The 14,849-nt window shown below is 66.0% G+C and carries 11 protein-coding genes; 1 reads left to right on the top strand and 10 read right to left on the bottom strand.

Features of this window, described 5'->3' with window-relative positions:
- Positions 1-5 precede the first annotated feature (5 nt).
- On the bottom strand, positions 6-4,709 hold the full coding sequence (locus BME24068_RS15090; protein ID WP_174926535.1) for a glutamate synthase-related protein: 4,704 nt from the start codon (positions 4,707-4,709) through the stop codon (positions 6-8).
- Positions 4,710-4,999: 290 nt separating this feature from the next.
- On the bottom strand, positions 5,000-5,713 hold the full coding sequence (locus BME24068_RS15085; protein ID WP_034189835.1) for a transposase: 714 nt from the start codon (positions 5,711-5,713) through the stop codon (positions 5,000-5,002).
- A 193-nt stretch (positions 5,714-5,906) separates the two neighbouring features.
- On the opposite strand from BME24068_RS15085, the gene BME24068_RS15080 reads away from it, so the two are divergent.
- A complete protein-coding gene (locus BME24068_RS15080; protein WP_096504207.1) occupies positions 5,907-6,638 on the top strand; it encodes an OmpW/AlkL family protein in 732 nt (243 codons plus the stop codon).
- 165 nt (positions 6,639-6,803) lie between these two features.
- Here BME24068_RS15080 and ugpQ read toward each other — a convergent pair whose 3' ends face one another.
- The 8 genes from ugpQ to BME24068_RS15040 all read right to left on the bottom strand — a co-directional run bounded on the left by ugpQ (position 6,804) and on the right by BME24068_RS15040 (position 14,843).
- Complete coding sequence (gene ugpQ, locus BME24068_RS15075; RefSeq protein WP_174926534.1) at positions 6,804-7,568, bottom strand: glycerophosphodiester phosphodiesterase; 765 nt, start codon at positions 7,566-7,568, stop codon at positions 6,804-6,806.
- Between the two features lie 27 nt (positions 7,569-7,595).
- Positions 7,596-8,681, bottom strand: a complete 1,086-nt coding sequence (locus BME24068_RS15070) for a sn-glycerol-3-phosphate import ATP-binding protein UgpC (protein ID WP_096504203.1) — start codon at positions 8,679-8,681, stop codon at positions 7,596-7,598.
- A 33-nt stretch (positions 8,682-8,714) separates the two neighbouring features.
- Positions 8,715-9,560: a sn-glycerol-3-phosphate ABC transporter permease UgpE gene (ugpE, locus tag BME24068_RS15065; RefSeq protein ID WP_096504200.1), complete on the bottom strand. Its 846-nt coding sequence runs from the start codon at positions 9,558-9,560 to the stop codon at positions 8,715-8,717.
- Entirely contained in the window at positions 9,557-10,441 is an 885-nt protein-coding gene (gene ugpA, locus BME24068_RS15060; protein ID WP_096504198.1) for a sn-glycerol-3-phosphate ABC transporter permease UgpA, read from the bottom strand. The genes ugpE and ugpA overlap by 4 nt, the downstream gene beginning before the upstream one ends.
- Before the next feature lie 96 nt (positions 10,442-10,537).
- Positions 10,538-11,872, bottom strand: coding sequence for a sn-glycerol-3-phosphate ABC transporter substrate-binding protein UgpB (gene ugpB, locus BME24068_RS15055; protein ID WP_096504196.1), 1,335 nt, complete (start codon positions 11,870-11,872; stop codon positions 10,538-10,540).
- Between the two features lie 90 nt (positions 11,873-11,962).
- Positions 11,963-13,171, bottom strand: coding sequence for a deoxyguanosinetriphosphate triphosphohydrolase (locus tag BME24068_RS15050; protein WP_174926533.1), 1,209 nt, complete (start codon positions 13,169-13,171; stop codon positions 11,963-11,965).
- 41 nt (positions 13,172-13,212) lie between these two features.
- Entirely contained in the window at positions 13,213-14,292 is a 1,080-nt protein-coding gene (aroB, locus tag BME24068_RS15045; protein ID WP_096504192.1) for a 3-dehydroquinate synthase, read from the bottom strand.
- Positions 14,289-14,843, bottom strand: coding sequence for a shikimate kinase (locus tag BME24068_RS15040; RefSeq protein WP_124828714.1), 555 nt, complete (start codon positions 14,841-14,843; stop codon positions 14,289-14,291). Before BME24068_RS15040 ends, aroB begins: the two co-directional genes overlap by 4 nt.
- Between the last annotated feature and the right edge of the window lie 6 nt (positions 14,844-14,849).

The following is a 14,849-nucleotide window of genomic DNA, read 5'->3' as shown; positions in this document are numbered from 1 at the left end:
GTCGCTCAGGCGGCCAGCACTTCCTTCGCCGCCTTCTTCGCACCGATCTCGCCCAGCGCGCGCTTGTATTCGTTCGGGAACACCTTCACGAACTGGCGGCGCGCCGCGTCCCAGTTTTCCAGCAGCGACTTCGCGCGCGGCGAACCCGTGAACTGGAAATGACGCTCGACGAGCCCCTTGAGCAGCGCTTCGTCCGTCGTGCCCGCGTGCCAGAGTGCGCGATCGACCGTGCGCTCCTGTTCGGCCTGCTGCAGCACCGGATCCAGCGCGACCATCGACTTGTTGCACTTCGCCGCGAACATGCCTTCCGGATCGTAGATGTACGCGAGACCGCCCGACATGCCGGCCGCGAAGTTGCGCCCGGTTTCGCCGAGCACGACGACCGTGCCGCCCGTCATGTATTCGCAACCGTGGTCGCCCGTGCCTTCGACGACCGCCGTCGCACCCGAGTTGCGCACGCAGAAGCGCTCGCCCGCCACGCCGCGGAAGAAGGCTTCGCCTTCGATCGCGCCGTACATCACCGTGTTGCCGCAGATGATGTTTTCCTCGGACTTGCCGCGGAAGTCGTTGGTCGGACGGATGATGATCCGGCCGCCCGACAGGCCCTTGCCGACGTAGTCGTTGCCGTCGCCGACGAGGTCGAGCGTCACGCCCTTCGCGAGGAACGCGCCGAAGCTCTGGCCGGCCGTGCCCTTCAGCTGGATGTGCACCGCGTCGTCGGCCAGGCCGTCATGGCCGTGCTTCTTCGCGATCACGCCCGACAGCATCGCGCCGACGGTACGGTTCACGTTGCGCACCGGCTGGATGAACGACACATGCTCGCCGCTCTCGATCGCGGCCTTCGCCTTCTCGATCAGCACGTGGTCGAGCGCACGCTCGAGGCCGTGATCCTGCACGTCGACGTGACGCGGCGCGACGTCCTCACACTCTTCCGGCTGGTAGAACACGCGCGAGAAGTCGAGGCCCTTCGCCTTCCAGTGCTCGACGCCCTTGCGCGTGTCGAGCAGGTCGGCGCGGCCGATCAGGTCGTCGAACTTCGCGATGCCGAGCTGCGCCATGATTTCACGCACTTCCTCGGCGACGAAGAAGAAGTAGTTCACGACGTGCTCGGGCTGGCCCTTGAACTTCGCACGCAGCACCGGATCCTGCGTCGCGACGCCGACCGGGCACGTGTTCAGATGGCACTTGCGCATCATGATGCAGCCCTCGACGACGAGCGGCGCCGTCGCAAAGCCGAATTCGTCCGCGCCGAGCAGCGCGCCGATCACGACGTCGCGGCCCGTCTTCATCTGGCCGTCGGCCTGCACGCGGATCCGGCCGCGCAGGCGGTTCAGCACCAGCGTCTGCTGCGTTTCGGCAAGGCCGAGCTCCCACGGCGTGCCCGCATGCTTGACCGACGACAGCGGTGAAGCGCCCGTGCCGCCATCGTGGCCCGCGATCACGACGTGATCGGCCTTCGCCTTCGCGACACCGGCCGCGACCGTGCCGACGCCCACTTCCGACACCAGCTTCACCGAGATGCTCGAGCTCGGGTTCACGTTCTTCAGGTCGTGGATCAGCTGCGCCAGATCCTCGATCGAGTAGATGTCGTGGTGCGGCGGCGGCGAGATCAGGCCGACGCCCGGCACCGAGTAACGCAGCTTGCCGATGTATTCGGACACCTTGTGGCCCGGCAGCTGGCCGCCTTCGCCCGGCTTCGCGCCCTGCGCCATCTTGATCTGGATCTGGTCGGCCGATGCCAGGTACTCGGCGGTGACGCCGAAGCGGCCCGACGCGACCTGCTTGATCTTCGAGCGCAGCGAATCGCCGTCCTTCAGCGGAATGTCGGTGACGATCTCGTCGCCGATCACCGACTTCAGCGTCTCGCCCGCCTTGATCGGAATGCCGCGCAGCTCGTTGCGATAACGCTTCTGGTCCTCGCCGCCTTCGCCGGTGTTCGACTTGCCGCCGATCCGGTTCATCGCGACCGCGAGCGTCGCGTGCGCTTCGGTGCTGATCGAGCCGAGCGACATCGCGCCCGTCGCAAAGCGCTTCACGATGTCCTTCGCCGATTCGACGTCGTCGATCGGGATCGCCTTGGTCGGCTCGACCTTGAACTCGAACAGGCCGCGGAACGTCATGTGACGCTTGGTCTGGTCGTTGATCAGGTGCGCGTATTCCTTGTACGTCTGGTACGAGTTGCTGCGCGTCGCGTGCTGGAGCTTCGCGATCGAATCCGGCGTCCACATGTGGTCTTCGCCACGCACGCGGTACGCGTACTCGCCGCCCGCGTCGAGCATGTCGCGCAGGACCGGGTTGTCGCCGAATGCGTCGCGGTGCAGGCGGATCGCTTCTTCAGCGACTTCGAACAGGCCGATGCCGCCGACCTTCGATGCCGTGCCCTTGAAATACTTCTCGACGAGATCGCTCGACAGGCCGAGCGCTTCGAAGATCTGCGCGCCCGTGTACGACATGTACGTCGAGATGCCCATCTTCGACATCACCTTCTGCAGGCCCTTGCCGACCGCCTTCGTGAAGTTGTAGACGGCCTTCTCCGGCGACAGGTCGCCCGACAGGCCTTCGGCCATCTTCGCGAGCGTTTCCATCGCGAGGTACGGGTGCACGGCTTCCGCGCCGTAGCCCGCGAGCAGCGCGAAGTGGTGCGTCTCACGCGCGGAGCCCGTCTCGACGACGAGGCCCGTGCTCGTGCGCAGCCCTTGCTGGACGAGGTGCGTGTGGATCGCCGACGTGGCGAGCAGCGCCGGAATCGCGACGTGCTCGGCGTCCGTCTTGCGGTCCGACACGATCAGCATGTTGTAGCCGGACTTCACCGCGTCAACGGCTTCCGCGCACAGCGACGCGAGGCGTGCCTCGATGCCCTCCTTGCCCCATGCGACCGGATAGCAGATGTTCAGCTCGTATGCGCTGAACTTGCCGCCTGTGTACTGGTCGATCGCGCGGATCTTCGCGATGTCCTTGAAGTCGAGCACCGGCTGCGACACTTCGAGCCGCATCGGCGGGTTGATGTTGTTCGTGTCGAGCAGGTTCGGCTTCGGGCCGATGAACGACACGAGCGACATCACCATGTTCTCGCGGATCGGGTCGATCGGCGGGTTCGTGACCTGCGCGAACAGCTGCTTGAAGTAGTGATAGAGCGTCTTGTTCTTGTTCGACATCACCGCGAGCGGCGAGTCGTTGCCCATCGAACCGACGGCCTCTTCGCCCTGCTGCGCCATCGGCGCCATCAGGAACTTCAGGTCTTCCTGCGTATAGCCGAACGCCTGCTGGCGGTCGAGCAGCGCGGCGCCCGCCGTGCGGCCGGCCGCGACTTGCTCGGCCTTCGGCTCGATCTCGTCGAGCTTGATGCGCACGGCGTCGATCCAGCTCTTGTACGGCTTCGCGTTCGCGAGGTTGTCCTTGAGTTCCTTGTCGTCGATGATGCGGCCGTGTTCCATGTCGATCAGGAACATCTTGCCCGGCTGCAGGCGCCACTTCTTGACGATCTTCGATTCGGGGATCGGCAGCGTGCCGGCTTCCGACGCCATGATGACGAGGTCGTCGTCGGTCACGAGGTAGCGCGCCGGACGCAGGCCGTTACGGTCGAGCGTCGCGCCGATCTGGCGGCCGTCGGTGAACGCGATCGCGGCCGGGCCGTCCCACGGCTCCATCATGGCAGCGTGGTATTCGTAGAACGCGCGGCGGTTCTCGTCCATCAGCGTGTGCTGTTCCCACGCTTCCGGGATCATCATCATCACCGCGTGCACGAGCGGATAGCCGGCCATCACCAGCAGTTCGAGACAGTTGTCGAACGATGCGGTGTCGGACTGGCCCGGGTAGATCAGCGGCCACAGCTTCGGCAGGTCGTCGGCGAGCACGTGCGACGCGATCGCGCCGGTACGCGCGTTCAGCCAGTTCACGTTGCCCTTCACGGTGTTGATCTCGCCGTTGTGCGCGATCATCCGGTACGGGTGAGCCAGTTCCCAGGCCGGGAACGTGTTGGTCGAGAAGCGCTGGTGCACGAGCGCGAGCGCCGACACGACGCGCGAGTCCTGCAGGTCGCGGTAGTACACGCCGACCTGGCCCGCCAGCAGCAGCCCCTTGTAGACGACCGTGCGCGCCGACATCGACGGCACGAAGTATTCCTTGCCGTGCTTGAGCTTGAGCGCCTGGATGCGGTGGCTCGCCGTCTTGCGGATCACGTACAGCTTCCGCTCGAGCGCGTCCGTCACCATGATGTCCTTGCCGCGGCCGATGAAGATCTGGCGGATCAGCGGCTCGCTCGCCTTCACGGTCGGCGAAATCGGCATTGCATGATCGACCGGCACGTCGCGCCAGCCGAGCACGACCTGCCCCTCGGCCTTCACCGTGCGCTCGAGCTCCTGCTCGCACGCGAGACGCGACGCGTTTTCCTTCGGCAGGAAGATCATCCCGACCCCGTATTCGCCGGCGGGCGGCAGATTCACGCCCTGCTTCGCCATTTCCTCGCGATAGAACGCGTCCGGAATCTGGATCAGGATGCCCGCGCCGTCGCCCATCAGCGGATCGGCGCCGACCGCGCCGCGGTGATCGAGGTTTTCGAGGATCTTCAGACCCTGCTGGATGATCTCGTGGCTCTTCTTGCCCTTGATGTGAGCGACGAAGCCGACGCCACAGGCGTCGTGTTCGTTTTGCGGGTCGTACAGACCTTGTGCGGCGGGCACCGCGGCGAGCGGCTGCTGGTGGTCGTTCATGGGGACACCGTCGTAAAGGGGGCCTCGAGGGCCGTTGAACCATTTTTTTGTTGCCGTCGCTCCCGCTCCCGACGGGAGACGGCACGGCCGACAGTGGTTGGGCAAGCTCTGCCCGGGCCACCGGAATTCGGAATATACGCGACGAATCAAAGGAATAGCAACAAAAACCGCTTGATCGAACCCCAATTAAAGGCGCGCCCCGATGTGGTGCTGATTTACTGGGGTCGTATCATTTTGGTGCAAAAAGAGGCGGCACCCGCAGCGCCGCCTCGTGGCCCGCCTTTCCCGTGCTACTGCTGGATCGGCGGCGTGTTTTCACGCACCTTTCTGGGGCGTCCGCGCGGCAGCGGCGACACGCGCCGGTTCGCCGTGCGCGCCGCCCACTCGCGGTAGTGCTCGCCGCCGAGCACCCAGCCCTTCAACGTCGCCTGCTGGAGCTGATCGGCCTGCCGTTCGTCGAGCGGCTGCTCGCAGAGCTCCTTGTACGCGCGCTGCCGGTCGAACGGCGTGTTGCCGAGCGCCCAGTAGAGCGGATGGTCGGTGATCAGGCTGTCGACGGTGAGCCCGACGTGATGCCGGTAGCTCGACCAGCGATACGCCTCGGGCGTCGCGACGAGCTGCGAGCGCACCGGGCTCATCTCGACCACCCGGCTCGCGAGCAGGAAATAGCGCTCGCCTTCGATCACCGTCGCGCGATAGCGGCCTTCCCACAGGGTGCCGCGCCGGGAATAACGCCGGTTGAAATGCGCGACGTAGCGGCGGCCGACCGCCTGCATCGCCTTCGGCAGGCTCGCCTCGTCGCTCGGCGTCACCAGGAGCTGCACCTGACGCGGGAGCAGCACATAGGCATGCACCGAAAGATGGTGATCGCGTGCCGCGGCCTTCAGACAATCGATGAAGAGTTCGTAGTCCTGGTCGTCGACGAACGCGGGTTGCTGATCCAGGCCGCGCAGTATCACGTGCTGCGGCTGGTCGGGAACGTAGAGTCGTGCTAACCGTGCCATGCTGAATGTCCGTTTGAACGCGTTAGGAAATACCCGGAGGTCCGAAAGTGCGCACCTGCGTAGAATGCCTGTCCCTACGGGGCGCGGAAGCGTACGGTCGTGCGAATCCTAGTGAAAAAGCTCTAACTTGCGAGCTTGTTTGGTTTTAAACGCAGTCGTCATAATGAGCACGCCTTTGATCGGAGGAGACACAATGAAACGAAAACTGGCCATTACGGGGGCCGCAGCGCTCGCATTCGCATTCGCGGGCGGTACGGCACACGCACAATCCGCAGGTAGCTTTTACGTCAGCACCGGCTGGCTGCACCTTTCGCCGCAAGACAGCAGCGACCCGTTGTTTCTGTACGGCGTCGGCGGCACGCCCATCAACCAGTCGGTTCCCAACACGGGCGCCGGCATCAGCGATGCCGACACGCTCGCACTGGCGACCGGTTACTTCGTGACCGACCATATCGCCACCGAGTTCATCGCAGGCATTCCGCCGAAGTTCGACATCACAGGCAAAGGCCAGTTCTCAAGTTTCGGCACGCTCGGTCGTGCATACCAGTGGAGCCCTGCGCTGCTCCTCAAGTATTACTTCAACGACGCGAACGCGAAATTCCGTCCGTACCTGGGCGTCGGCGCGACGTATGTCTGGTTTACCGGCGCGAAGATCACCAACAGCGCGTTCGAGAACGGCGTGCTCGGCGGGCCGACCAGCGCGACCACCAGCAACCAGTGGGCGCCTGTCTTCAACGCCGGCTTCACGTACAACTTCGACAAGCACTGGTTCGCCGGCCTGTCGCTGTCGTACATCCCGGTCAGCGTCACCGCGACCTTCACGACGGCCAAGCGCACCCAGGTCGGCACGCTGACCGAGACGTCGAAGGCGCACATCTCGCTCAACCCGATCGTCACGTACCTGAACGTCGGTTACCGCTTCTAAGCGTAGTCGAATATTTGGGGAATGGTTAATCCTGCTGCAATTTGTAGCGGAATTTTCCTTGCGTAACGGCCCCGCCATGCGAAACGCCCCGGTCGGAATCCCGCCGGGGCGTCGTTTTTTCGCGTCAGGCACGTTCCCGTGCCGGGTTTTGGCGAGCCGGCGGCGTTACACGATGTCGTCGAGCGCCGTGGGGCCGATCAGGTCGATCCGGTCGGTGCAGACCGCATCCACGCCCCAGCGCACCAGTTCGCGCGCCCGTTCGAGGTCGTTGACCGTGTAGACGAGGATGCGCAGCCCGGCCGCCTTGATCGCGTGCACGAGCGATTCGTTCAGCCGATTGTGGTCTGCATGCAACGATACGCAACCGAGCGCGCCGACGACCTGCGCGTGCCAGTCGTCCGGCACCGCCTCGTACAACATTCCGCGCGGCAGCTGCGGCGCGCTCGCGCGCGCCTGCTGCAGCGCATCGAACGAGAACGACGACAGCAGCGGCGGCACCGCCGCGTCGCGCCAGTACGCGGCCGCATCGGCGGCCACCCGCTGCCCCGTCTCGCGCTCGCGTCCCGGGCACGGCTTGATCTCGACGTTCGCGGCCAGCCCGTGCGCGAGGCAGCGCGCCGCCGCCGCCTCGAGCGTCGGCATCCGCTCGCCGGCAAAGCGCGCATCCCGCCACGCGCCCGCATCGAGCGCGGCGAGCGCCGCATAACGCATGCCCGCCGCGGCTCCGCTACCGTTCGACGTGCGGTCGACCGTGTCGTCGTGCAGCAGGAACGTCACGCCGTCGGCCGACAGTTTCGCGTCGAACTCGACCATCCGGTGACCGCGCCGCGCGCCCTCGTCGAACGCGGCGAGCGTGTTCTCCGGCGCGAGCGTGCCGCCGCCGCGATGGGCGACGACGCGCGGATAGGGCCAGTCGGTACGGGAAGTCATCGTCAGCCTCGCAACAGGTTCGTCGGGTCAGCCGGCACGCCGGCCGGTCTCGGGATCGAAGAAATGCAGCCGGTGCGCCGGCAGCGCGGCAGCCAGCGCCGTGCCGCGCGCGGGACGATCCGCATGCGGCAGCCGCACCGCGATATCGTGATTGCCCCAGCGGCCGTGCGCGAGATTGTCCGCGCCGAGCAGTTCGCAGGAATCGACCGGCAGCGCCGCCTGCGCAACGCCTGGCTGCGGCGTCATGTGCTCGGGCCGCACGCCGAGCACCCAGTCGCGCCCGGTGGCGATCTCGGCGCCGATGCCGGGCGCGCCGGCGACCGGCAGCGCCGGGCCGCCGCCCGCGACCGTGAACGTCGCGCCATCCTCGGACAGCCGGCCGTGCATCAGGTTCATCGCCGGCGATCCGATGAAGCCCGCGACGAACACCGTCGCCGGCTTCTCGTACACGTCCACCGGCGCGCCGATCTGCTCGGCGTAGCCGCGGTTCATCACGATCACGCGCTGCGCGAGCGTCATCGCCTCGATCTGGTCGTGCGTCACGTACACGCTCGTCGTCGCGAGCCGCGCATGCAGCCGCTGGATCTCGAGCCGCATCTGCACGCGCAACTTCGCGTCGAGGTTCGACAGCGGTTCGTCGAACAGGAACACCGACGGCTCGCGCACGATCGCGCGCCCCATCGCGACGCGCTGCCGCTGACCGCCCGACAGCTCGCGCGGCCGCCGCGCGAGCAGCGGCTCCAGCTCGAGGATCTTCGCGGCCGCGGCCACCCGCGCGTCGATCGTCGCGCGCTCGAGGCCCCGGATCTTCAGGCCGTAGCCCATGTTCTGCGCGACCGTCATGTGCGGATACAGCGCGTAGTTCTGGAACACCATCGCGATGTCGCGATCCTTCGGCTCCAGCGCGTTGACCACGCGATCGCCGATCGCGATCTCGCCGTCCGTCACCGTCTCCAGCCCCGCGATCATCCGCAGCAACGTCGACTTGCCGCAGCCCGACGGGCCGACCAGCACGATGAATTCACCGTCGGCGATCTCCACGTCGATGCCGTGCAGCACGTGCTGCTTGCCGTCGTAGGATTTCCTGACGCCCTTCAAGCTCAGCGCAGCCATACTTGGTCCCTTCTCCCGGTTGCCGTCCGTTGCCTATTTCTCGGAATCGACGAGGCCGCGCACGAACCAGCGCTGCATCGCCAGCACGACGACGAGCGGCGGAATCATCGCCAGCAGCGTCGCCGCCATCACGTATTGCCATTCGGTCGCGGCGTCGCCGCTCGCGATCATCGTCTTGATGCCCACCACCGCCGTCGACAGCGACGCTTCCGTCGTGATCAGGATCGGCCACAGATACTGGTTCCAGCCATAGATGAACGTGATCACGAACAGCGCCGCGATGCTCGTCTTCGACAGCGGCAGCACGACGTCCCAGAAGAAGCGCAGCGGCCCCGCGCCGTCGATGCGCGCGGCATCCATCAGCTCGTCGGGCAGCGTCATGAAGAACTGGCGGAACAGGAACGTCGCGGTCGCCGACGCGATCAGCGGCAGCGTGAGCCCTGCGTAGGTGTTCGTCAGATGCAGCGTCGACACGACCTGCACCGTCGGGAAGATCCGCACCTCGACCGGCAGCATCAGCGTGATGAAGATCAGCCAGAACGCCGTGTTGCGGAACGGGAAGCGGAAGTAGACGATCGCGTACGCGGACAGGATCGACATCGCGATCTTGCCGACCGCGATGCCGAGCGCCATCACGAAGCTGTTGACGAGCAGCCGGCCGAACGGCGCCGTCGTGCCGCCGCTGCCGTGCCCCCAGATGTACGCGATGTTCTCCAGCAGGTGCGTGCTCGGCACCAGCGACAGCGGGATCGTGAACACTTCCTGCGCGTTCATCGTCGCCGCGCAGAACGCGACGTAGACCGGGAACACGATCACCACGACGCCCGCGATCAGCACCGCGTGGCAGAACAGGTCGAAGCCCTTGCGATTTTCGATCATGCGTATTGCACCCTGCGTTCGACGAAGCGGAACTGGATCACCGTGAGCCCGACGACGATGATCATCAGGACGACCGACTGTGCGCCCGAACTGCCGATGTCGAGCCCCTGGAAGCCTTCCGTGAAGATCTTGTAGATCAGCGTCTTGGTGCTTTGCGCGGGGCCGCCCGCGGTGGCCGCGTCGATCACCGGGAACGTGTCGAAGAACGCGTACACGAGGTTCACGACCAGCAGGAAGAAGCTCGTCGGCGACAGCAGCGGCAGCACGATGTTGAAGAAGCGCCGCACCGGGCCCGCACCGTCGATCGCCGCCGCTTCGATCAGCGAGCGCGGAATCGCCTGCAGGCCCGCGTAGAAGAACAGGAAGTTGTAGCTCACCTGCTTCCACACCGACGCGAGCACGACGAGGAACATCGCCTGGCCGCCGTTCAGCGCGTGGTTCCACACGATGCCGCTCTTCGCGAGCGCATAGGTGACCAGACCAATGCTCGGGTTGAACAGGAACGCCCACAGCACGGCCGCGATCGTCGGCGCGACCGCGTACGGCCAGATCAGCAGCGTGCGATACGCGCGCGCCCCGCGGATCACGCGATCGGCGCACGCGGCGAGCAGCAGCGACACGACGAGCCCGCTCACCGTGACGAGCGAACTGAACACCAGCGTCGTGCGGAACGAGTCGAGATACAGCGGATCGGCGAACAGGTGCGTGAAGTTCGCGAGGCCGACGAATTCGCTCGACGTGCCGAACGCGTCCTGCATCTGCGTCGACTGCCACAGCGCGACGCCGGCCGGCCACAGGAAGAACACGGCGGTGATCGCGAGCTGCGGCGCGATCAGCAGGTACGGCAGCAGGCTCGCGCCGAAACGGGAACGGGATTGCATCGCGGGCATCCGGTCAGGCGAAACGGAAAGGGAACCGCGCCGCCGGCCCGCCCGCATGTGCGACGCGGCGGCCGGCGGCACGAACGCGATGTGCGCTCAGCTACCCGACTTCTCGAAGCGGCGCAGCAGTTCGTTGCCGCGCGACGCGGCCGAATCGAGCGCGTCCTTCGGCGACTTCTTCTGCGCCCAGACCTGCTCCAGCTCTTCGTCGACCACCGTGCGGATCTGCGGCATGTTGCCCAGACGCAGCCCCTTCGTATAAGGCAGCGGCGGCTTGTTCATCATCTGCTTGATCGCGGTTTCCGCGCTCGGGTTCTTCGCGTAGAAGCCCTGCTGGCGCGTGAGGTCATACGCGGCCGTCGTGACCGGCAGGTAGCCCGTGTCCTGGTGCCACTTCGCGGCCACGGCCGGCGAGGCCAGGAACGCGAGGAATTTCGCGACGCCCTTGTAGGTGGCCGGATCCTTGCCCGCCAGCACCCACAGGCTCGCGCCGCCGATGATCGCGTTCTGCGGTGCGCCCTTCACGTTCGCGTCGTACGGCATCATCCCGGTGCCGTAGCTGAACTTCGCGAACTTCTGCACGTTGGCGAGCGCGCCCGACGACGTCGTCAGGATCCCGCAATCGCCGCTGTAGAACTTCGCCGACGCCTCATCCTTGCGGCCCGCGTACGTGAACGTGCCGTCCTTCACCATCTGCTGCAGGAACGCGATGTGCGCGATCTGCTGCGGCTTGTTGAATTCGAGCACCGCGTCGGTGCCGTCGAAGCCGTTGTTACGGCTCGCGAACGGCAGCGCATGCCACGCGCTGTAGTTCTCGAGCTGGATCCAGCCCTGCCAGCCGGTCGTGAAGCCGCAGGCCATCCCGGACTTGCGCAGCTTCTCCGCGTCGGCCTTCACGTCGGCCCACGTCTTCGGCGGCTGGTTCGGGTCGAGCCCGGCCTTCTTGAAGGCATCCTTGTTGTAGTACAGCACCGGCGTCGAGCTGTTGAACGGCATCGATACCAGATGGCCCGTCTTCGCATCGCTGTAGTAGCTCGCGATGGTCGGCACGAACGCCTTTTCGTCGAGCGGCACGCCGGCCTGCTTGAACACGTCGTAGACGGGCACGACGGCCTTCTTCGCCTGCATCATCGTCGCGGTGCCGACTTCATAGACCTGCAGGATCGCCGGCGCGTTGCCGCTGCGATACGCGGCGATGCCCGCCGCGAGCGCCTGGTCGTAAGTGCCCTTGAAGACCGGCACGATCTTGTAGTCGCTCTGCGATGCGTTGAACTGCGCGGCGATCTCGTTGACGCGGTCGCCAAGCGCCGACTCCATCGCATGCCAGAACTGGATCTCCGTCACGGCGAACGCCGCGTGCTGCACACCGAACATCAGCGCGCCGCCGAGCGCGATCGAACGAACCAGGGTCCCCGCAGGCTTCTTCTTCATCGACCTTTCTCCTATGAAAACGTTACCAACAGCGTGTGCAACATTCCCGTCGCCATTGAACCGGCGAAGTCTAGTGATCGTTTGTGACAGTCAGTTGTCGTTGATGACGAACAGGCGCTGGTATTCCTTCAGCGCGAAGCGGTCGGTCATGCCGGCGATGTAGTGCGCGACGAGGCGCGGCTGCTGCGCTGCGTCGTCCGACTGGTATGGCGGCGGCAAGAGGCGCGGATCGTCGATGAACGCGTCGAACAGCCCCGTGACGACGCGCTGCGCCTTGTTCGCCATGCGCATCACCTTGTAGTGGCGGTACAGGTTCTTGAACAGGAAGCGCTTGAGCGCGGCCGCCTGCGCGGCGACCGTCGCGCTGTGTGCCACGAGCGGCGGCGCGGCACGCACGTCGTCGAGCGACGCGGGTGCGACGCGCACGAGATTGCGCGTGGTCTCGTCGATCAGGTCGACGATCAGCGTGTTGATGATGCGGCGCACCGTCTCGTGCACGAGGCGGCGGCCTTCGAGATGCGGAAACTCGGCGAGCGCCGCGTCGTAGTGGCGTTGCCACAGCTCGACTTCGGCGAGCTGCTCGATCGTGATCAGGCCGGAGCGCAGCCCGTCGTCGACGTCATGGTTGTTGTACGCGATTTCGTCCGCGATGTTCGCGAGCTGCGCTTCGAGCGACGGCTGGCGGCCCTGCAGGAAGCGCTCGCCGAGCGCGCCGAGCTTGCGCGCGTTCTCGCGCGAGCAGTGCTTGAGGATCCCTTCTCGCGTCTCGAAGCACAGGTTCAGGCCGTTGAACGCGCCGTAGTGCTCCTCGAGTTCGTCGACGACGGCCAGGCTCTGCAGGTTGTGCTCGAAGCCGCCGTGCTCGCGCATGCATGCGTTCAGCGCATCCTGCCCGGCATGGCCGAACGGCGTATGGCCGAGATCGTGCGCGAGCGAAATCGCCTCGACGAGATCCTCGTTGAGCCGCAGGTTGCGTGCGATCGAACGCGCGATCTGCGCGACTTCGAGGCTGTGCGTGAGGCGGGTGCGGAACAGGTCGCCTTCGTGATTGACGAAGACCTGCGTCTTGTATTCGAGCCGGCGGAACGCGGTCGAATGAACGATGCGGTCGCGGTCGCGCTGGAATTCGGTGCGCGCGGCCGGCGGCGTTTCCGGATGGCGGCGGCCGCGCGACTGCGACGCGTGCGCGGCATACGGAGCGAGATGGGCTTCCAGCGCCGCCAGCGTCGGCGGCTCGGCCAGCACCGCGACGGATGCGCGGCCGGACTCGGGCAGTGTGCTGCTGGATGTCTCGCTCACGTCTCCTCCATGTCAGGGGCGCCGGGGCATCCGGGCCGCCGTTACCGGGTCGTCTGCGCCAGTGTGGCGAACACGGCTTCGTCGGGCGCCTGCGTGATCAGCGTATCGCCGAATCGCTTCAGCAGGATGAACTTGATCGCACCGGCTTCGGCTTTCTTGTCGACGCGCATGAGATCCATGTAGCGCGCGTCGCCGAGCGCGGGCCCGCGAGTCGGCAGGTGCGCGGCGGCAATCACCGCATCGAGCCGCTGCCGCGACGCTTCGTCGAAGAGGCCGAGCCGCACCGACAGGTCGCCTGCCATCACCATCCCGCAGCCGACCGCTTCGCCGTGCAGCCATTCGCCGTAGCCGAGCCCGGCCTCGATCGCATGGCCGAACGTATGGCCGAAGTTCAGGATCGCGCGCAAGCCGCCTTCGCGTTCGTCGGCCGCGACCACGCTCGCCTTGATTTCGCACGAGCGCTTCACTGCATGCGCGAGCGCGGCCGGCTCGCGTCGGTTCAGCGCGTCGACGTTCGCCTCGATCCAGTCGAAGAATTCGGCATCGGCGATCGCGCCCGTCTTGATGACTTCGGCGACGCCCGCCGCCAGTTCGCGATCGGGCAGCGTCGTCAACGCGCCGATATCGGCGATCACGGCCTGCGGCTGGTAGAACGCGCCGATCATGTTCTTGCCGAGCGGGTGGTTGATGCCCGTCTTGCCGCCGACCGATGAATCGACTTGCGACAGCAGCGTCGTCGGCACCTGGATGAACGGCACGCCGCGCATGTAGCATGCGGCGGCAAAGCCCGTCATGTCGCCGATCACGCCGCCGCCGAGCGCGACGAGCGTCGTCTTGCGATCCGCGCGGTCGGTCAGCAGGCCGTCGAAGATCAGGTTCAGCGTTTCCCAGTTCTTGTATGCCTCGCCGTCCGGCAGCACGACCGTCGACACACGCTTGCCGAGCGGCGCGAGCGCCGCGCGCAGCGCGTCGCCGTACAGCGGATCGACAGTCGTGTTCGTGACGATCGTGACCGACGAACCGGTGATGTGAGGGGCGAACAGCTCGGTGCGGCCGATCAGGCCGGCACCAATGTGAATCGGGTAGGCGCGCTCGCCCAGATCGACGTTGACGGTAATCATGCTTGTAGCGGCTTGGCGATGACGCCTGCCAGTTCGAGTTGCATCAGCACCATGTTGACGAGACCGTTGACCGACGGACGGCCGGTCTCGATGACGAAGTCCGCGCATTCGCGGTACAACGGGTCGCGCACTTCGTAGAGTGCCTCGAGACGCGCCTTCGGATCTTCGGTCTGCAACAGCGGGCGGTTCTTGTCCTTGCGCGTGCGCAGCCAGAGATCGTGCGGATTGGCGCGCAGATAGATGACGATGCCGCTGCTTTTCAGGCAATCGCGATTTTCGGGCCGCAGCACCGCGCCGCCGCCCGTCGCGAGCACGATGTTCTCGCGCTGCGTGAGATCGGCGATCACCTGCGATTCGCGGTCGCGAAACCCGGCCTCGCCCTCCATCTCGAAAATCACCGGAATGCGCGCACCCGTGCGGGCTTCGATTTCGTGGTCGGAGTCGAAGAACGTCCTGTCGAGCCGGCGCGCGACCGCACGGCCCACGGTGGTCTTACCCGCTCCCATAAGGCCGACGAAAAATACGTTTGCATGTGGGTCCCGCGCTTGCAACGGCTT

Origin of the sequence: Burkholderia anthina (genome assembly GCF_902498995.1) — a bacterium.
Lineage (GTDB): Bacteria > Pseudomonadota > Gammaproteobacteria > Burkholderiales > Burkholderiaceae > Burkholderia > Burkholderia anthina.
Note: the sequence above shows the minus strand (reverse complement) of the source record. Positions and strands in the feature narration are given on the sequence as shown.

What these genes read in the sequence shown, in the direction of transcription:
- BME24068_RS15090 (WP_174926535.1), bottom strand. Translation starts at nt 4,709, where the DNA reads ATGAACGACCACCAGCAGCCGCTCGCCGCGGTGCCCGCCGCACAAGGT.
- BME24068_RS15085 (WP_034189835.1), bottom strand. Translation starts at nt 5,713, where the DNA reads ATGGCACGGTTAGCACGACTCTACGTTCCCGACCAGCCGCAGCACGTG.
- BME24068_RS15080 (WP_096504207.1), top strand. Translation starts at nt 5,907, where the DNA reads ATGAAACGAAAACTGGCCATTACGGGGGCCGCAGCGCTCGCATTCGCA.
- ugpQ (WP_174926534.1), bottom strand. Translation starts at nt 7,568, where the DNA reads ATGACTTCCCGTACCGACTGGCCCTATCCGCGCGTCGTCGCCCATCGC.
- BME24068_RS15070 (WP_096504203.1), bottom strand. Translation starts at nt 8,681, where the DNA reads ATGGCTGCGCTGAGCTTGAAGGGCGTCAGGAAATCCTACGACGGCAAG.
- ugpE (WP_096504200.1), bottom strand. Translation starts at nt 9,560, where the DNA reads ATGATCGAAAATCGCAAGGGCTTCGACCTGTTCTGCCACGCGGTGCTG.
- ugpA (WP_096504198.1), bottom strand. Translation starts at nt 10,441, where the DNA reads ATGCAATCCCGTTCCCGTTTCGGCGCGAGCCTGCTGCCGTACCTGCTG.
- ugpB (WP_096504196.1), bottom strand. Translation starts at nt 11,872, where the DNA reads ATGAAGAAGAAGCCTGCGGGGACCCTGGTTCGTTCGATCGCGCTCGGC.
- aroB (WP_096504192.1), bottom strand. Translation starts at nt 14,292, where the DNA reads ATGATTACCGTCAACGTCGATCTGGGCGAGCGCGCCTACCCGATTCAC.